The organism is Arthrobacter sp. J156 (assembly GCF_056172865.1).
The window spans coordinates 687,764-705,066 of the sequence record NZ_CM149650.1; the positions used below are offsets into that span (position 1 = coordinate 687,764).

16 protein-coding genes are annotated in these 17,303 nt (G+C 71.2%); 5 read left to right on the top strand and 11 right to left on the bottom strand.

Annotated elements, in window-relative coordinates; genetic code table 11:
* Positions 1-93: 93 nt before the first annotated feature.
* The 5 genes from leuA to AC0QR5_RS03260 all read right to left on the bottom strand — a co-directional run bounded on the left by leuA (position 94) and on the right by AC0QR5_RS03260 (position 5,947).
* Positions 94-1,836 carry a 2-isopropylmalate synthase gene (leuA, locus tag AC0QR5_RS03240; protein WP_329861412.1) on the bottom strand — a complete coding sequence of 581 codons (1,743 nt, stop codon included), beginning with the start codon at positions 1,834-1,836 and terminating at the stop codon, positions 94-96.
* 216 nt (positions 1,837-2,052) lie between these two features.
* Positions 2,053-3,024, bottom strand: a complete 972-nt coding sequence (gene era / locus AC0QR5_RS03245; protein ID WP_329861411.1) for a GTPase Era — start codon at positions 3,022-3,024, stop codon at positions 2,053-2,055.
* Between the two features lie 5 nt (positions 3,025-3,029).
* Positions 3,030-4,358, bottom strand: coding sequence for a hemolysin family protein (locus AC0QR5_RS03250; protein ID WP_329861409.1), 1,329 nt, complete (start codon positions 4,356-4,358; stop codon positions 3,030-3,032).
* Positions 4,355-4,828: an rRNA maturation RNase YbeY gene (ybeY, locus tag AC0QR5_RS03255; RefSeq protein ID WP_329861408.1), complete on the bottom strand. Its 474-nt coding sequence runs from the start codon at positions 4,826-4,828 to the stop codon at positions 4,355-4,357. Before ybeY ends, AC0QR5_RS03250 begins: the two co-directional genes overlap by 4 nt.
* Before the next feature lie 3 nt (positions 4,829-4,831).
* Positions 4,832-5,947, bottom strand: a complete 1,116-nt coding sequence (locus tag AC0QR5_RS03260; RefSeq protein ID WP_329861407.1) for a PhoH family protein — start codon at positions 5,945-5,947, stop codon at positions 4,832-4,834.
* 265 nt (positions 5,948-6,212) lie between these two features.
* On the opposite strand from AC0QR5_RS03260, the gene AC0QR5_RS03265 reads away from it, so the two are divergent.
* On the top strand, positions 6,213-7,154 hold the full coding sequence (locus AC0QR5_RS03265) for a GerMN domain-containing protein (protein WP_329861406.1): 942 nt from the start codon (positions 6,213-6,215) through the stop codon (positions 7,152-7,154).
* A gap of 60 nt (positions 7,155-7,214) precedes the next feature.
* On the opposite strand, the gene AC0QR5_RS03270 is transcribed toward AC0QR5_RS03265, so the two are convergent.
* From AC0QR5_RS03270 to hrcA, 3 genes are read right to left on the bottom strand one after another with little or no spacing between them, the layout of a single operon-like run.
* Positions 7,215-8,012 (bottom strand): 16S rRNA (uracil(1498)-N(3))-methyltransferase, encoded by a 798-nt coding sequence (locus AC0QR5_RS03270; protein ID WP_329861404.1) that lies wholly within the window; start codon positions 8,010-8,012, stop codon positions 7,215-7,217.
* The gene (gene dnaJ, locus AC0QR5_RS03275; RefSeq protein WP_329861403.1) at positions 8,012-9,130 is read right to left on the bottom strand and encodes a molecular chaperone DnaJ; all 1,119 of its coding nucleotides are present in this window, start codon (positions 9,128-9,130) and stop codon (positions 8,012-8,014) included. The genes AC0QR5_RS03270 and dnaJ overlap by 1 nt, the downstream gene beginning before the upstream one ends.
* Positions 9,131-9,181: 51 nt before the next feature.
* Positions 9,182-10,195, bottom strand: coding sequence for a heat-inducible transcriptional repressor HrcA (gene hrcA, locus AC0QR5_RS03280; protein WP_329861402.1), 1,014 nt, complete (start codon positions 10,193-10,195; stop codon positions 9,182-9,184).
* A 218-nt stretch (positions 10,196-10,413) separates the two neighbouring features.
* Here hrcA and AC0QR5_RS03285 point away from each other — a divergent pair, with 218 nt between their 5' ends.
* Positions 10,414-11,265 (top strand): DUF3097 family protein, encoded by an 852-nt coding sequence (locus tag AC0QR5_RS03285; protein WP_329861422.1) that lies wholly within the window; start codon positions 10,414-10,416, stop codon positions 11,263-11,265.
* 116 nt (positions 11,266-11,381) lie between these two features.
* Complete coding sequence (locus AC0QR5_RS03290; protein ID WP_329861401.1) at positions 11,382-11,798, top strand: DUF4870 domain-containing protein; 417 nt, start codon at positions 11,382-11,384, stop codon at positions 11,796-11,798.
* 17 nt (positions 11,799-11,815) lie between these two features.
* Here AC0QR5_RS03290 and hemW read toward each other — a convergent pair whose 3' ends face one another.
* Positions 11,816-13,045 carry a radical SAM family heme chaperone HemW gene (gene hemW / locus AC0QR5_RS03295; RefSeq protein WP_329861400.1) on the bottom strand — a complete coding sequence of 410 codons (1,230 nt, stop codon included), beginning with the start codon at positions 13,043-13,045 and terminating at the stop codon, positions 11,816-11,818.
* Between the two features lie 5 nt (positions 13,046-13,050).
* Positions 13,051-14,904 carry a translation elongation factor 4 gene (gene lepA / locus AC0QR5_RS03300; protein ID WP_329861399.1) on the bottom strand — a complete coding sequence of 618 codons (1,854 nt, stop codon included), beginning with the start codon at positions 14,902-14,904 and terminating at the stop codon, positions 13,051-13,053.
* Between the two features lie 121 nt (positions 14,905-15,025).
* Here lepA and AC0QR5_RS03305 point away from each other — a divergent pair, with 121 nt between their 5' ends.
* Positions 15,026-15,664: a type II toxin-antitoxin system PemK/MazF family toxin gene (locus AC0QR5_RS03305; RefSeq protein WP_329861398.1), complete on the top strand. Its 639-nt coding sequence runs from the start codon at positions 15,026-15,028 to the stop codon at positions 15,662-15,664.
* A 188-nt stretch (positions 15,665-15,852) separates the two neighbouring features.
* The gene (gene rpsT / locus AC0QR5_RS03310) at positions 15,853-16,113 is read left to right on the top strand and encodes a 30S ribosomal protein S20 (protein WP_329861397.1); all 261 of its coding nucleotides are present in this window, start codon (positions 15,853-15,855) and stop codon (positions 16,111-16,113) included.
* 167 nt (positions 16,114-16,280) lie between these two features.
* Here the strand turns inward: rpsT and holA are convergent, their stop codons facing one another.
* On the bottom strand, positions 16,281-17,294 hold the full coding sequence (gene holA / locus AC0QR5_RS03315; protein ID WP_329861396.1) for a DNA polymerase III subunit delta: 1,014 nt from the start codon (positions 17,292-17,294) through the stop codon (positions 16,281-16,283).
* Positions 17,295-17,303: the final 9 nt, after the last annotated feature.

The following is a 17,303-nucleotide window of genomic DNA, read 5'->3' on the forward strand; positions in this document are numbered from 1 at the left end:
AGGGCGTCCGCCCCGCCGGCCGCGACGCGACGGCGGCGCGCCCCCTCCCGGGTGCGCGCCGCCGTCGTCCGTCCTGTTGTGCCGTCCCGGGACTCAGCCGGCGTCGCGGACCGCCCGGTTCACGGCCGAGATGACGGCCTTGAGCGAGGACATCGTGGTGTTGGTGTCGATCCCGACGCCCCACAGGACCCGGTCCCCGACGGCGCACTCGACGTAGGCGGCGGCCTTCGCCGCGCCGCCCTCGCTCAACGCGTGCTCGGTGTAGTCCAGGACCCGGGCGTCGACGCCGTCCTCGGCCAGGAGGTTGAGCAGGGCGTTGATCGGCCCGTTGCCGCCGGCCGTGCGCTCGCGCGCCACGCCGTCGATGTAGAGGGTCGCCGTGAGCTCGAAGCCACCCGTCGCCGAGGTCTTTGTGTCCACCGCGCCGAGCTCGTAGCGCCCCCAGCGCTCGGTGCCGTCCACGTCGCGGCACGGCAGGTACTCGTCCTTGAACACGTTCCAGATCTCGGAGGCGCTGATCTCGCCGCCCTCGCCGTCGGTCTTGCGCTGGATGACGCCGGAGAACTCGATCTGGGCGCGCCGCGGCAGGTCCAGATGGTGGTCGTGCTTGAGCAGGTAGGCCACGCCGCCCTTGCCGGACTGCGAGTTCACGCGGATCACGGCCTCGTAGCTGCGGCCGATGTCGCGGGGATCGATCGGCAGGTACGGTACGGCCCAGACGAGCTCGTCGACGGACTTGCCCTCGGCCTGGGCGCGGGCGTCCATGGACTCGAAGCCCTTCTTGATCGCGTCCTGATGCGAGCCGGAGAACGCGGTGAACACCAGGTCGCCGCCGTACGGGGAGCGCTCCGGCACGGAGAGCTGGTTGCAGTACTCCGCGGTGCGCCGGATCTCGTCCATGTCGGAGAAGTCGAGCATCGGGTCGATGCCCTGGCCGAACAGGTTCATGCCCAGGGTCACGAGGTCGACGTTGCCGGTGCGCTCTCCGTTGCCGAAGAGGCAGCCCTCGATGCGGTCGGCGCCGGCCATGTAGCCCAGCTCGGCGGCGGCCACGCCCGTGCCGCGGTCGTTATGCGGGTGCAGCGAGAGGATGATCGAGTCGCGGTTGGCCAGGTTGCGGTGCATCCACTCGATGGAGTCCGCGTAGACGTTCGGGGTCGCCATCTCCACCGTCGCCGGCAGGTTCAGGATCATCTTGTTCTCGGGGCTCGCCTCGAGGATCTCGGCCACCGCCTCGCTGATCCGCTTGGCGAACGCGAGCTCGGTGCCCGTGAAGGACTCCGGGGAGTACTCGTAGGTGATGCGCGTGCCGGTCAGCTGCTCCTCGTACTTCTTGCAGAGCCGGGCGCCCGTCGTGGCGATGTCGACGATGCCGTCCTGGTCCTGCTTGAACACGACGTCGCGCTGCAGGACGGACGTGGAGTTGTAGAGGTGCACGATCGCCTGCTTCGCGCCGACGAGGGACTCATAGGTCCGCTCGATCAGGTGCTCGCGGGACTGCGTCAGGACCTGGATGGTGACGTCTTCGGGGATCCTGTCCTGCTCGATGAGCTGGCGGACGAAGTCGAAGTCCGTCTGCGACGCGGAGGGGAAGCCGACCTCGATCTCCTTGAAGCCCATGCCGACCAGGAGGTCGAACATCTTGTGCTTGCGCTCCGGGCTCATCGGATCGATGAGGGCCTGGTTGCCGTCCCGCAGGTCCACGGCGCACCAGCGCGGCGCCTGCGTGATGACCCGGTCCGGCCATGTGCGGTCAGGCAGCGAGACGGTGATCTGGTCCTGGAAGGGGACGTACTTGTGGATCGGCATGCCCGAGGGCTTCTGCGTGTTCTGCATGGTGGTGTCTGGCCTTTTCAGTGGTGGTTGAAAATGACGGCCGGCAGGACGGAACTCCGCAGCGAGGGGTCGGCCTCAGGACCGCTGGTCCCGCGTTGCCTCGCCGCGGCGGTTTAGAAGGAGCATCTCCGCACGCATGCCTGTCACCATAGCACCCGCCGGGCAGGCCGATTAAGCGGCTCCGCTATGTTGCGGCGGGCGCCCCGCCCCGGAGTCCTAGAAGCCGAGCCGCCCGAGCTGCTTGGGATCCCGCTGCCACTCCTTGGCGACCTTGACGTGCAGGTCCAGGTAGACGCGCGTGCCGAGAAGGGCCTCGATCCCCTTCCGGGCGCGCGTGCCGACCTCGCGCAGCCGCGCGCCGCCCTTGCCGATGATGATGGCCTTCTGCGAGGGGCGCTCGACGAAGAGGTTGACGTGGATGTCCAGCAGCGGGTTGTCCTCGGGGCGGCCTTCGCGGGGAATCATCTCCTCGACGACGACGGCCAGCGAGTGCGGCAGCTCGTCGCGGACTCCTTCGAGGGCCGCCTCGCGGACGAGCTCCGAGACCATCTTGGCTTCCGGCTCGTCGGTCAGCTCGCCGTCCGGGTACAGCGGCGGGGACAGCGGCATGAGCCCCGCCAGGACGTCGGCGACCTCCTGGACCTGGTAGCCGTCCTGGGCGGACACGGGGACGACGGCGGTCCATCCCCCGGTGCCGAGCGTCTCGGTTCCCAGGGCGGTCACGGCGAGCAGTTGTTCGGCGAGGGCTGCCCGGTCCACGAGGTCGGCCTTGGTCACCAGGGCCACGACGGGCTTGCGCCCGAGCCGGGCGAGCTGGGCCGCGATGAAGCGGTCCCCCGGGCCGATCTTCTCGTTGGCCGGGAGGCAGAAGCCGATGACGTCGACCTCGGAGAGCGTCTCGGCGACGAGGTCGTTCAGGCGCTGCCCGAGCAGCGTGCGCGGCCGGTGCAGCCCGGGGGTGTCGACGAGCACGAGCTGGGCGTCGTCCCGGTGGACGATCCCGCGGATCGTGTGGCGCGTGGTCTGCGGCTTGGCCGAGGTGATCGCGACCTTCTGCCCGACGAGCGCGTTGGTGAGGGTCGACTTGCCGGCGTTGGGCCGGCCGACGAAGGAGGTGAAGCCCGCGCGGAAGTCGTCGGGCCAGCTGCCCGGCACGATCGGCGCGGGGAGGTCTGGGGTCTGGGGCATGGCGTCTAGTCCTTCGTCTCTTCGGCCTCGGGGTCCTTGCGGCCCCTCGAGCCTTCGTCTGCGTGGTCGGGGCCCTCCGGGGCCTCCGAGGCGTCGATCCAGGCCAGGATCGTGCCGATCCGGTTCCGCCGTCCCTCGAGCCGTTCGGCATGGAGGCGGATCCCGTCGGCGGAGACCTCCGAGCCGACGATCGGCACGCGCCCGAGCGTCTTGGCGAGCAGGCCGCCGACCGTGTCGACCTCCTCCTCCTCGATGCTGCGGTCGAACAGCTCCCCCAGGTCGGCGATCGACATGCGCGCGCTGATGCGGTAGATGCCGTCCCCCGCCTCCTCGGTCTCGACGCGCCCGGCGTCGTACTCGTCGTCGATCTCCCCGACGATCTCCTCGATGAGGTCCTCCAGGGTCACGAGCCCGGCGGTGCCGCCGTACTCGTCGATGACGATCGCGACGTGCGTCGATTCGCGCTGCAGTTCCTGCAGCAGTTCGGCGACGGCCTTCGATTCCGGGACGTAGCGGACGTCGCGGCAGACGGCCTCGACGGTCCGCTGCTCCTCCGGATTGGCGTGCAGCCGTGCCGCGACGTCCTTGAGGTAGACGATCCCGACGATCTGGTCGGCGTTCTCCTTGATGACGGGGATCCGCGAGCAGCCGGAGCGCAGGAACAGGCTCATCGCCTGGGGCAGGAGGGTTCCCGCCTCGACGGTGACCATGTCCGTGCGGGGCACCATGACGGAACGCACGCGCGTGTCTCCGAGCTCGAAGACCGAGTGGATGAGGTCCGCCTCGACGTCCTCGATCATGTCGGCCTCGTTGGCCCGGTCCACCATGTCGCGGAACTGTTCTTCCGTGAAGAACGCCTCCTCGCCTCCGGAGGCCCCGGGCGAGATGGCCGTGCCGACGCGGACGAGCCAACCGGGGACGGGCCCCAGGATCACGCGCAGGAAACGGACCAGGGGGGCCGTGAAGGAGACGACGGAGGAGGCATGGACGCGGCCCAGGCGGCGCGGGGAGACGCCGACGAGGACGAATCCGACGGCGGCCATCGTCACCGTGGCGAGGAGGCCGGCGAGCCAGACGTTGTCCAGCAGGTCGTGGTAGAGGATCGCGATCGCGACGGCCGAGGCGGTCTCGAACCAGATGCGCCAGAAGCGGACGGCGTGGGTGTGGGGGGCCGGCTCGGCCAGGATCTGCCGCAGCCGCTTGCGGGGCCGCTCGGCGAGCATCTGCTCCGCCTCCTGCCGGGGCAGGAAGAGGTAGGCGGACTCCGCGGCGGTGAGCAGGGCGGCGCACGTGACGAACGCGACCGCGAGGGCCGTCAGGACGGCGGTGATCATCCGGTGGTCTCCCGCGGTGCCTCACGGCCCAGGAAGGCGGTGAGCAGCTCGCGCTGCAGGCCGAACATCTCCTCCTTCTCCTCCGGCTCGTGGTGGTCGAAGCCGAGCAGGTGCAGGAGCCCGTGCGTCGCGAGCAGCAGCACCTCGTCGTCGAAGGAGTGCCCGCCGCGGGCCGCCTGCTCCCGCGCGACCTGGGGGCAGATCACGATGTCGCCGAGCATGCCGGCGGGCGAGGGGCTTCCGGGGGCGCCGGGCCGCAGCTCGTCCATCGGGAAGGACATCACGTCGGTGGGGCCGGGAAGGTCCATCCAGTCCAGATGCAGCCGCTCCATGGGCTCCTCGTCCAGCAGGATGATCGAGACCTCGGCCTCGGGATGCACGTAGAGCGCGTCCAGGACGTGGCGTCCGAGCGCGCTGATGGCCTCGAGGTCCGCCGGGATCGCGGACTCGTTGTTGACTTCGACGGACACGGACTAGTCCTCGCTGTGGTGGGGGCGGGTGGTCTCGGGGCGCCGCGCACGGGCCGGCGCGCGGCGTGGGCGCGGCCCCCTGCTTTCGAGGAGCCGTTCGGCGACGGCCTCCTCCTGCGCGCTCCACGTCTCGTAGGCGGTCACGATGTCCGAGACGAGGCGGTGCCGCACGACGTCCTGCGCGTCGAGCGTGCAGAAGGCGATGTCCTCGACCCCGCGCAGGATCTCGGTGACCACGCGCAGGCCCGAGCGCGTCCCGCCGGGCAGGTCCACCTGCGTGATGTCGCCCGTCACGACGACCTTCGAGCCGAAGCCGAGTCGGGTCAGGAACATCTTCATCTGCTCGGGCGTGGTGTTCTGGGCCTCGTCGAGGATGATGAAGGCGTCGTTGAGCGTCCGGCCGCGCATGTAGGCCAGCGGGGCGACCTCGATGGTGCCGGCCGCCATGAGGCGCGGGATCGACTCGGGGTCGATCATGTCGTGCAGGGCGTCGTAGAGCGGGCGCAGATACGGGTCGATCTTGTCCGTGAGGGTGCCCGGGAGGAAGCCGAGCTTCTCCCCCGCCTCGACGGCCGGCCGGGTCAGGATGATCCGGCTGACCTCCTTGGCCTGGAGCGCCTGGACGGCCTTCGCCATCGCGAGGAACGTCTTGCCCGTGCCGGCGGGGCCGATGCCGAAGATCACGGTGTTCTCGTCGATCGCGTCGACGTAGGCCTTCTGGTTCACGGTCTTGGGCCGGATGCTGCGCCCGCGGCCCGAGAGGATGTTGAGCCCGAAGACCTCGCCCGCCCCGGAGGCCGGGACGGTGCGGCCGTCGACCATCCGCACGAGCTGTTCCACGAGATGGGCCGAGACGCGGGTGCCGCGCGAGGCGAGCCCCCGGGCCTCGTCGATGACGCGGCGCGCCTTGGCCGCCTGCTGCGGGTCCCCGGAGACGGTGAGCTCGTTGCCGCGCACGTGCAGCGCGGCGCCCGGGTAGACGCCCTGGACGATCCGCAGGACCTCGTCGTGGGCCCCGAGGGACGCGACCATTTCCTCGGTGGAGCCGAAGCGGACGATGCTGCCCCCCGTGGAGTCCTCCACGTCGGGGCCGGTGGTGCGATCGGGGTCCTGGGTCATGGGTGCGGCGGGGCCTCCCTCGTGCCGCGCCGACGGATCCGGGCCGGGCCCTTCCCGGCCGTTTGCGGCGCGCCTCCATCCTACTGGAACGGAGGGCTGGCGCCATCGCGGCGGCCCTGCTTCATCCATCCGGCGGAGTATCGGTCCTGCAACACTTGGGCCCGGATCCCCCCTTCCGGGGGACGCGGGTGGTCCCGCCTGTGCCAAGCTTGATGAGCGCCCCGTGCGCATCCTCCAGCCTCGATCCCGGAAAGGACGGTCGGACGTGGTCCATGCCAGCCGCAGCAGCCGCACCAGGTCACGCCTGGCCGTGCTCGTGCTGGTCGCCGGACTGGGCGCGGTCTCCGCGTGTTCCGGGACGTCGTCGGGGGCCGCCTCGACGATGCCGCCGGCCCCGTCGAGTGCCGCCTCCGCGGCCGTTCCCTCGGCGGGATCGGGCAGCCCGCTGGAGAAGCTGGCGAGCCACCGGCTCGCCCCCGTCTACTGGCTCGGCGAACGGGACTCGACGGTGTACCTCTACCGCGAGTACATCCAGGCCGAGGACCAGGGAGACCCGATCACGACGAGCCTCAAGCACATGCTCGAGCAGCAGCCGGGCGATCCGGACTACTTCAACCTGTGGAGCCCCGCGACCCGGATCGGCACGTCCATCAACGCGGACAACGTGATCACGGTCGACCTCTCGGCGGACGCGTTCCGCCGCCCGCTCGACGCCGGGCTCGCCGAGCGCGCCGTGCAGCAGCTCGTCTACACCGCGACGGCCGCCGCGGCCAATGCCGGTCTGCTCAGCGGAAGCATCGCCCCCCGCGTCGTCGTGGTCGTCGACGGGCACTCCGGCTACGAGGCGTTCGGGCACGTCCCGCTCTCCGGCCCGCTCGAGCGCGACGCCTCCCTCCGGGCGCCGATCTGGATCATCGACCCGCAACAGGACGCGGCGCGCACTGCCGGCCGGGTCGTCATCACGGGCCTGTCCGCCGAGTTCTCGGGCGGTGCCCGCTGGGAAGTGCGGAGGATGGCGGACGACGGCGCCGCGGACGTGGTCTCGACGGGCCGCCTGACGCTCGGGGCGGGACAGCTGCCCGACGACCAGTTCGAGCTCGCCGTGGACCTGCGTCCGGGCAACTACGAGGTCTCGGTGTGGGGCCAGAACGCGGGCAGCGACGAGCGCCTCAGCGAGGACACCAAGCACGTCGTCGTCTCCGACTGACCCCGTTTGACGGCTCCCGGCCGCGGAATCCGTCCCCGGCCCGACCCGCGATGGGGCCCGTCAGCCGGCGTCCACGAGGTGGCGCACGAGCACGAGCCCGACCGGACCGGCCGTCGAGGCCCGCAGCACGTTGGGGCCGAGCGAGGCGGTCACGGCCCCCGCGGACACGAGCCGCTCGACCTCGCGGTCGCCGATGCCGCCCTCGGGGCCGACGAACAACATGACCTCCTTCGCCCCCGCGGGGGCTCCGGCGACCCAGTGCGAGACGAGCTCGGCGAGCGGGGCGTCCGCCTCCTCGTGCAGCACGATGGCGAGCCGGGCGCGGGGTCCGGCCCCGCCGTCGTCCGCCGGGCCCTGCTCAAGGAGCGAGGCGAGCTGGGCCGTCGTGGCGGCGCCGGAGACCCCTGGGGCCCAGGCCCGGCGCGACTGCTTGACGGCCGCGCGCACCGTCGCGGCCCACTTCGCCCGGCCCTTGGCGGCCTTCTCGCCGCTCCAGCGCACGACGCAGCGCTCGGCCTGCCACGGGATCACGGCGTCGACGCCGATCTCCACGGCCGACTCGACGGCCTGCAGGTCGCGGTCGCCCTTGGCCAGGGCCTGGACGAGCACGGTGCGCACGGCGGGTGGCTCCTCCGTCCCCACGGCGAGGACCTCGGCCGTGAGCACGGACTGGCCCGTGGAGACGACGCGGCACGAGGCCCGGGTGCCGGAGCCGTCGACGAGGTCGATCTCCTCGCCGGCGCGCACCCGCTTGACGGCGACGGCGTGCCGTCCCTCGTCCCCGGTGAGGTCCACGAGGGATCCGGGCGCCGATTCGTCCAGCGTGCCGGCGTCGACGAGGAAGGCCTGGTTGCTCATCAGCCGCGGTGGCCCAGCTTGTCGCGCAGCCGTGAGAAGACGCCGCCGCGTTCGGCGAGCCGCCCTTCGGCGACCTCCTCGCCGCGCAGCGACGCGAGCCGCTCGAGCAGTTCGCGCTGCTCGGCGTCGAGGCGGGTCGGGGTCTCGACCTGGACGTGGACGATGAGGTCACCGCGGCCCGAGCCGCGCAGGCGCGGCACCCCGAGCTGGGCCAGGCGGAGCGTCTCCGTCGCCTGCGTCCCCGGCTCGATCCGGACCTCCTGCGGTCCGTCGAAGGTCTCCAGGGTGACGTCCGTGCCGAGCGCGGCCGCGGTCATCGGGATCGTGAGCGTCGCGTGCAGGTCGTTGCCCTCGCGTTCGAACACGGCGTGGCGGCGCACCTCGATCTCGACGTAGAGGTCGCCCGCGGGCCCGCCGCCCGGGCCCGCCTCGCCCTGCGCTGCCAGGTGGATGCGCGTACCCGTTGCGACGCCGGCGGGCACCTTCAGCTGCTTGCTGACGCGCTCGCGGACGCGGCCCTGGCCCATGCACTCGTTGCACGGCGAGGGCAGCGTGGTCCCGTAGCCGCGGCAGGCGCTGCACGTCTCGAGGGTCATCATCTGTCCGAGGAAGGAGCGTACGGGCCGCTGGATCTGGCCTCGGCCATGGCAGATCGTGCAGGTCTCGGGCGAGGTGCCCGGTTGGCAGCAGCTGCCGTTGCAGACGCCGCACGTCACGGCGGTCTCCATCTCGAGTGGGTAGACGATCCCCTGCACGGCGTCCTTGAGATCGATCGTGGCGGTGATCAGGGCGTCGCGCCCGCGGCTCGTGCGCGAGGCCGGACCGGCCTGCTGGCCGCCGCCGAAGAACTGCTCGAAGATGTCGTTGAAGCCGAAGCCCGCTCCCTGGCCGAAGCCCTGGGCGTTGCCGTTCTCGTTGCCCGTCGCATCGTAGTTGCGGCGCTTCTCGGGATCAGAGAGGACCTCGTAGGCTCGCGTGACCAGCTTGAACTGCTCCGCCGCGTCCTCGCCCGGGTTGACGTCCGGGTGGAGCTTGCGGGCCAGCTTGCGGTAGGCCTTCTTGATTTCCTCGGTCGTGGCGTCCTGCGCGACGCCGAGTACGTCGTAGTGGTTGCTCACAGTGGTCGCTGTGTCCTTTCCAAGGGGGGTGGAGCGGTGGGCATCCGCCGGTCAGCCGGCGAGGATGCGTGAGAGGTAGCGGGCGACGGCCCGAACGGCCGCCATCGAGCTGCCGTAGTCCATGCGGGTGGGGCCGAGGACGCCCATCTTGGCGGATTCGCCGGGGCCGTAGCCCGTGGCGATGACGGAGGTCTCCTCGAGCCCGCCGTAGCGGTTCTCGCTTCCGATCCGGACCGCGATGCCGCGGGCGTCGAGCTCCATCTCGGAGAAGAGCCGCAAGAGCACGACCTGTTCCTCCAGGACCTCGAGCACGGGGGTGATGGTCAGCGGGAAGTCGCCCGTCGCCCGGGCCAGGTTGGCGGTACCCGCCATGAGGATGCGGTCCACGACGGTGGAGTCCCCCAGCGCCGCCAGCGTCGCCGCGATCACGGCGCCCGCCGGGCGCAGCGGCTCGGGCAGGAGCGGTTCGACGGCGGCCGGCAGGACGCCGAGCCCGTCGAGGGACAGCCCCGAGGCCTGGGTCATGATCACGCCCTTGACGACGGCGAGGTCCTCCTCCGTGGGATCGGGAGCGACGCCCACGACGCGCTGCTCGACCTTGCCGCTCGAGCCGATCAGGACCACGAGCACCCGCCCGTGGCCGAGTCCGACGAGCTCGATGTGGCGGACCGTCGCGTCGCTGTAACCGGGGACCTGCAGCACCGCCACCTGATGCGTGAGCTGGGCCAGGAGCCGCACGGTGCGGTCGAGCACCTCGTCGATGTCGTCGGCCCCCGCGACGAGCGCCTGGATGGCCCGGCGCTCGGCCGGCGAGAGCGGCCGGACGTCCTCGATCCGGTCCACGAAGCGGCGGTAGCCCTGTTCCGTGGGGATGCGGCCGGAGGAGGTATGCGGGGCGACGATGAGCCCCTCGTCCTCGAGCGCGGCCATGTCGTTGCGCACCGTCGCCGCGGAGACCCCGAGGCTGTGGCGCTCCACGAGGGCCTTCGAGCCCACGGGCTCACGCGAGTGCACGTAGTCCTCGACGATCGCCCGGAGGACTTCGAGGCGTCTGGGTTCCGACATCGCGTCCTTCCGTGGTCTCAGGTAGCAGGTGCCGTGCGCGGGCTGCGCGTGTCCGGTGGCGGAAGCGGGCCGGCGCCCGCCGACGGTCTGGCACTCGACACGTTCAAGTGCTAAGTCTAATACCTTTCACCGGTTGTTAGCATGGTCAGCGCCCGGCGCGGGCGCGGAACCGCCGACCCGGCGGCTCCGGACGGGACCGGAAGGGCTGGGTGGACGCGGTGTTCGAGTACGGTTGGGGCGCCCAGGAGCTCTCCGGGGCCAAGAAGGCCCCCTTGCGGCAGGTTCCCGTGGCCGTCGGCCAGGTCCTGGAGGACGTCCAGTCCGGCTGGGTCGGGGAGGTCGTCGCCGTCGAACGCTCCGGCGGGATGCGCGTCGTCGTCCTGGAAGACCGCAAGGGCCGCCGCCGGTCCTTTCCCACCGGATTCGGCTTCCTCCTCGAGGGAGAGCCCATCGAGCTCACCGCCCCCCGGGCCACCGCCGCGCCGGCGGCTCCGGCGCGTACGGCGTCCGGATCCGTGCGGGTCGAGAACCTCCGGGCCCGCACCGCCCGGGCAAGCCGGGTCTGGGTCGAGGGCAAGCACGACGCCGAACTCGTGGAGAAGGTCTGGGGGCACGACCTGCGGGTGGAGGGCATCGTCGTCGAACCCCTCCACGGCGTCGACGACCTGGCCGCCGCCGTCCACGGCTTCTCCCCCGGTCCGGGCCGCCGGCTCGGCATCCTCGTGGACCACCTCGTCCCCGGATCCAAGGAGGAGCGGATCGCCCGCGAGGCCATGGCGGTTCCCGGGGCGCGCGGCAACGTACTGATCGTCGGCCACCCCTACGTCGACGTCTGGCAGGCCATCCGGCCCTCGGTGCTGGGGATCGACGCCTGGCCCGTGGTGCCGCGCGGGACCGATTGGAAGACCGGCATCCTGCGCGGGCTCGGCTGGCCGCACGCCACGCAGGCGGATGTCGCCCAGGGCTGGCGCCGGCTGCTCGGAGGCGTGACGAGCTACGCCGACCTCGAGGCGAGCCTCCTGGGCCGCGTCGAGGAGGTCATCGACTTCCTGACGGCTGACGGCAGCTGAGGGGACGCCGTGCGGCGTGGCCGCGCGCCGCGGCGCGGATCGTCCGTCCCGCGGCGGTAGACTGTCCAGCGCAGGAGCCTGCCCGGCGGCAGGCACGATCAACGGAGGATGACCGAGTGGCCCGAGGGTTCGACGAAACGGCGCGCAACGGATCCGGCGACGGCCGCCGCTACGAGGGGTCCTCTCCGGCCCCCCTGCCGCTGACGCCGTCCGAGGACCGCCAGTGGGCCACGATCGCGCACTTCGGGGCCATCCTCGGCTGCATTCCCTCGGCCGTCATCTACTTCGTCTACCGCAACCGCGGGCCCTTCGCCGCCCAGGAGTCGAAGGAAGCGCTGAACTTCACCTTCCCGCCCACGGTCGCGGCGATCCTGGCGAACCTGCTGACCCTGCTGCCCGTCGTCGGCGGGTTCTTCGCCGTCGTCGCCGTCGCGATCTGGGTCTTCCTCACCGTCAGCGGCGTCGTGGCGGGCATCGAGGTCAACCGCGGCCGCCCCTACCGCTACGCCTTCAACCTGCGGCTCATCAAGTAGGGCGGGGCCGTCCGCGCCTAGAAGTCGAGCAGCCGGCGCACCACGGCGTCGGCCATCAAGCGGCCCTGCAGCGTCGGCACCACGCGCCCCCGCACGGCCGCGGTGCCGTCGACGAGCCCGTCCGCGATCAGTCCGGCGACCGCGCGGCGGCCCTCCTCCCGCAGCCCGGCGATCCCGAAGCCCTCGCGGATGCGGGTCAGCAGCATCGTGCGTTCGAGATACCGGGCGTCGTCGTCCGGGCTCTCCCGGCCCGCCGCCGGCGAGACGCCCGCGTCGATGCGCTGCTGGTAGGCGGCGGGGTGCTTGACGTTCCACCAGCGCAGTCCGCCCACGTGCGAGTGCGCGCCCGGGCCCGCGCCCCACCAGTCCGCCCCTTGCCAATACGCCAGGTTGTGGCGGCAGCGGCTGGACTCGCCGCGGCTCCAGTTGCTCACCTCGTACCACTCGTAGCCCGCGGCGCCGAGCAGTTCGTCGGCCATTAGGTACTTGTCCGCGTGGTCGTCGTCGTCGATGTCGGGGACCTCGCCGCGCCGGATCCGGGCGGCCAGCTTGGTGCCCTCCTCGATGATGAGCGCGTAGGCGGAGACGTGGTCGGGATCGTAGGACAGCGCGGCCTCGAGGGAGGCGCGCCAATCGGCGAGGGACTCCCCCGGCGTGCCGTAGATCAGGTCGACGCTGACGTCGAGGCTGGCGTCCCGGGCCCAGCCCACCGCCTGGCCGACGCGCTCGGGCCGGTGCGTCCGGTCCAGGGTGCGCAGCACGTGGGGGACGGCGGACTGCATGCCGAAGGAGACCCGTGTGAACCCCGCCCGGGCCAGCTCGGCGAGCGAGTCCGGCGTCACCGAATCGGGGTTGGCCTCGGTCGTGACCTCGGCGCCGGCGGCCAGGCCCCACGCGGACCGGACGGCGTCCAGGACGCGGGCGAGGTCGGCGGAGGGAAGCAGGGTCGGGGTGCCCCCGCCGAAGAAGACCGTCCCGGCCGGGCGGGCGGGGACACCCGAGGCGAGCAGGGCCCCGGCGCCGAACCGCAGTTCGCGCGCGACGGCGTCGGCATAGCTTTCGCGGCTCGAGCCGTGCCCCAGCTCCTGGGCCGTGTAGGTGTTGAAGTCGCAGTAGCCGCAGCGGACCGTGCAGAAGGGGATGTGGACGTAGACGGAGAACGGGCGGCCGGCGGCGCCATCGGCGGGGCCGGCCGGCAGCAGTCCGTCGGCCGGCGCGGGATCGCCGAGGGGAAGGGCCGAGGGCATCGCGGCTACTTCTTGCCCTTGTCCTTGGACTCTCCGGAGGACAACGCGGCGATGAAGGCCTCCTGCGGGACCTCGACGCGGCCCACCATCTTCATCCGCTTCTTGCCTTCCTTCTGCTTCTCGAGCAGCTTGCGCTTGCGGGAGATGTCGCCGCCGTAGCACTTGGCGAGGACGTCCTTGCGGATCGCGCGGATCGATTCGCGGGCGATGATCCGCGAGCCGATCGCGGCCTGGATCGGGACCTCGAACTGCTGGCGCGGGATCAGCTCGCGCAGCTTTCCCGTCATCATCACGCCGTAGGAGTAGGCCTTGTCCTTGTGGGTGATCGCGCTGAACGCGTCCACCTGCTCGCCCTGGAGCAGGATGTCCACCTTGACGAGGTCGGCGACCTGTTCGCCGTCGGCCTTCCAGTCCAGCGACGCGTAGCCGCGGGTCTTGGACTTGAGCACGTCGAAGAAGTCGAAGACGATCTCGGCGAGCGGCAAGTGGTAGCGCAGCTCGACGCGGTCCTCGGAGAGGTAGTCCATCCCGCGCATGATGCCGCGCCGCGACTGGCACAACTCCATGATGGAGCCGACGAACTCGCTGGGCGCCAGGACCGTCGCGGCGACCATGGGCTCGTGCACCTCGAGGATCTTGCCCGAGGGGAACTCGCTCGGATTGGTCACCGTGGTCATCTTCTTGTCCTCGGTCATGACCTCGTAGACCACGTTCGGGGCCGTGGAGATCAGGTCGAGGCCGAATTCCGCCTCGAGGCGCTCCCGGGTGATCTCCAGGTGCAGCAGGCCGAGGAAGCCGACGCGGAAGCCGAAGCCGAGGGCCACGGAGGTCTCCGGCTCGTAGATGAGCGCCGCATCGTTGAGCTGGAGCTTGTCGAGGGCGTCGCGCAGTGCCGGGTAGTCGGAGCCGTCGATCGGATACAGCCCCGAGAACACCATGGGCTTGGGGTCCTCGTAGCCGCCGAGCGACCGCGTGGCCGGCTTCGCGAAGTTGGTGACCGTGTCGCCGACCTTGGACTGGCGCACGTCCTTCACACCCGTGATGAGGTAGCCGACCTCGCCGACGCCGAGGCCCTGGCTCGGAGTGGGCTCGGGCGAGCTGACGCCGATCTCCAGGAGCTCGTGGCTCGCCCGCGTCGACATCATCTGGATCCGCTCGCGCGGGGACAAGTGCCCGTCGACGACGCGGACGTAGGTGACGACTCCGCGGTAGGTGTCGTAGACGGAGTCGAAGATCATGGCCCGTGCCGGGGCGTCCGCGTCGCCCACGGGAGCGGGGAGATCGCGGACGATCTGGTCGAGCAGGGCCTCGACGCCCTGGCCCGTCTTGCCGGAGACGCGCAGGACGTCCTCCGGATCTCCGCCGATGAGGTTGGCGAGCTCCTCGGCGTACTTCTCCGGCTGGGCCGCGGGGAGGTCGATCTTGTTCAGGACCGGGATGATGGTGAGGTTGTTCTCCATCGCCAGGTACAGGTTGGCGAGCGTCTGGGCCTCGATGCCCTGGGCGGCGTCGACGAGCAGGATCGCGCCCTCGCAGGCGGCCAGCGAACGCGAGACCTCGTAGGTGAAGTCGACGTGCCCGGGCGTGTCGATCATGTTCAGGGCATAGGCGGTCCCGTCGAGCTCCCACGGCATGCGCACGGCCTGGGACTTGATGGTGATGCCGCGCTCGCGCTCGATGTCCATGCGGTCCAGGTACTGGGCCTTCATGTCGCGGGGCTGCACGACGCCCGTGGCCTGGAGCATGCGGTCCGCCAGCGTGGACTTGCCGTGGTCGATGTGCGCGATGATGCAGAAGTTCCTGATGATCGCCGGATCGGTGGCGGCGGGCACCGGTGCGGTGCGGGCCATGGGTGACACGTGGGTGACCTCGCTCTGGTACGGACTCGGGGTGCGGCCGGGAGGACCGCAAAACCCCATTGTCCCATGCCCGGGGCGCCCTCCGGACGCGCCCCGGGCCGCGGCTGGTAGCTTGGGGCCCATGCAGATCAACGGACGTACCGTGATGAGGTGGATCGACACGGCCGCACGCCTCCTGGCGGGTTCGCGCCGGAGCGGGACGGATACGACGACGGAGCCGCGTTCCCGGGGAGGCGTCGGCACAGTGCCCGGGAGCCCGGGACGGAACACCGTGCCGCCGCGTCCTTCCCCCGCGCGCGGGGCGGGATCCGCGGCGCCGCGCGGGCGGGGTGGGTCGAAGTCGGCCGGAAGCGGCGAGGCGGGATGGGCCGCTGGCGGCTATCCGGGAGACTTCACGGGGCGGTTCGTGCCGGCCTACGATCCGCATCCCGACGGGAGGCCGGACCCCGGAGAGGTCGTCTGGGCCTGGATTCCCTACGAGGAGGACCCCGCGCAGGGCAAGGACCGTCCCGTGCTCCTCGTGGGCCGGGATGGCGGCTACCTGCTGGCGGTGATGATGACCAGCAGGGACCGCAACAACGCACGTTCACGCGACGAGGACTACGTCGACATCGGCGCCGGAGCCTGGGACGCCCAGGGGCGCCCGAGCGAGGTCAAGCTGGACCGGATCGTGCGGCTGCTTCCGGAGGGGATCCGCCGCGAGGGGGCCGTTCTGGACCGGGACCGCTTCGAGGCCGTGGCGCGCCGGCTGCGTTCCTGAGGCGCCACGCCGCCCCCCTGCGTGAATCGCGTCGCGGCACGGAGCCTGCTACCATTGACTGCTGTGTGTCCGCGCAGGTCGACGGGCACTTCTTCGAAGTCGCCATAGGTATCCCCACGCCGCTCAGTCGATGGCTTCGGAGAGAACCCTCACCGACCGATTTCCGCGTAGCAAGAGAGTTTATTTCAGTGGCAAACATCAAGTCCCAGAAGAAGCGCATTCTCACCAACGAGAAGGCCCGCGTCCGCAATGCCGCGATCAAGTCCGAGCTGAAGACGCTCATCCGCAGCGTCAACACGGCGGTGGAGTCCGCCGACAAGGACGCCGCGAGCACCGCGCTGGCCACGGCCAACCGCAAGCTGGACAAGGCCGTCAGCAAGGGCGTCATCCACAAGAACCAGGCCGCCAACCGCAAGTCGGCCATCTCCAAGAAGGTCGCCGCGCTCTAAGCGCCGCACCGTCTGAGCACCGCGAGGGCCGCCCCGGATCAATCCGGGGCGGCCCTCGCTGCGTCGGCCACCGCTGCCGCGTCGCCGCGGGTCTTGCGGAGGATCCATCCCGGCGCGGCCGGGCTGGCGGTGGCCACCTGCGCGGCAGGGTCCGCTACCGGCTCGAATCAGCGGCGGGCGGCGAGGGCGATGCCCGTGACGGCCCGCTCCACGGCGTACTCGGGGTCGCGCGAGGCGCCCTTGACCTGGGCATCGGCCTCGGCGACGAGCCTGAGGCAGGACACGAGTTCGTCGTGGGACCAGTACTGGGCCTGTTCCTGCGCCTGCTGCACCTGCCACGGAGCCATGCCGAGTTCCTTGGCGAGCTGTCCCACCGGCTTGCGCTGCCCGGCGACCTTCGCGACCTGGCGCAGCTTCATGGCGAGAGCGGCGATGATCGGTACCGGATCGGTGCCCGTGGCCAGCGCATGGCGCAGCGTGCCGAGGGCGAGCGCGCCGCGACCGGTCAGGGCCGCGTCGGCGACCTTGAACCCGGTGGCCTCCACGCGGCCACCGAAGTAGCGGTCCACGGTGTCCTGGTCCACGTCGCCCGACGTGTCCTGGACCAGTTGGGAGCAGGCCGCGCCCAGTTCGGCGAGGTCGGAGCCCACGGCAGCCACGAGGGCGCGGGCGGCTTCAGGGTGGATGCGCCGGCGCGCGGCGGAGAACTCGGTGGAGACGAACTCCAGCTTCTCGGCGTCCTTCTTGAGCGGCTGGCACTCCACGATCGGTACGCGGGCTGCCTTGAGGGCGTCGAGGAGCTTCTTGCCGCGGTTGCCACCGGCGTGGTGCATGACGAGGGTGACGTCATCGGCGGGCTGCTTCAGGTACTCGAGCGCGTCCTGGAGGAAGTCGTCGCTCATCGCGGCGAGGGCCCGGACCTCAACGGCCTTGGACTCGCCGAAGAGGGACGGGCTCGCGGCCAGGAGCAGCTGCCCGCGTTCGTACCCCGAGGCATCGAACCGCGTCGTCTCGGTGGCGGGCTCGTCGGCGAGGAGGCGTGAGCGGATCGCGTCGAAGGCGCGGCCCGCGATGTACTCCTCGGGCCCCAGCAGCAGGACCACGGGCGCCGGGGCCGCCGATCGCCAGGCGGAACCGGAGCCGGCGGACGGCTTGCGTGCGTTGCTCTTCTGCGTTGCCATGCGTGTGTG

Excerpts from the sequence above, each read along its gene's own strand:
- holA (WP_329861396.1), bottom strand. The coding sequence starts at position 17,294 with ATGGCAACGCAGAAGAGCAACGCACGCAAGCCGTCCGCCGGCTCCGGT.
- AC0QR5_RS03305 (WP_329861398.1), top strand. The coding sequence starts at position 15,026 with ATGCAGATCAACGGACGTACCGTGATGAGGTGGATCGACACGGCCGCA.
- hrcA (WP_329861402.1), bottom strand. The coding sequence starts at position 10,195 with ATGTCGGAACCCAGACGCCTCGAAGTCCTCCGGGCGATCGTCGAGGAC.
- AC0QR5_RS03250 (WP_329861409.1), bottom strand. The coding sequence starts at position 4,358 with ATGATCACCGCCGTCCTGACGGCCCTCGCGGTCGCGTTCGTCACGTGC.
- AC0QR5_RS03260 (WP_329861407.1), bottom strand. The coding sequence starts at position 5,947 with ATGACCCAGGACCCCGATCGCACCACCGGCCCCGACGTGGAGGACTCC.
- leuA (WP_329861412.1), bottom strand. The coding sequence starts at position 1,836 with ATGCAGAACACGCAGAAGCCCTCGGGCATGCCGATCCACAAGTACGTC.
- era (WP_329861411.1), bottom strand. The coding sequence starts at position 3,024 with ATGCCCCAGACCCCAGACCTCCCCGCGCCGATCGTGCCGGGCAGCTGG.
- hemW (WP_329861400.1), bottom strand. The coding sequence starts at position 13,045 with ATGCCCTCGGCCCTTCCCCTCGGCGATCCCGCGCCGGCCGACGGACTG.
- AC0QR5_RS03270 (WP_329861404.1), bottom strand. The coding sequence starts at position 8,012 with ATGAGCAACCAGGCCTTCCTCGTCGACGCCGGCACGCTGGACGAATCG.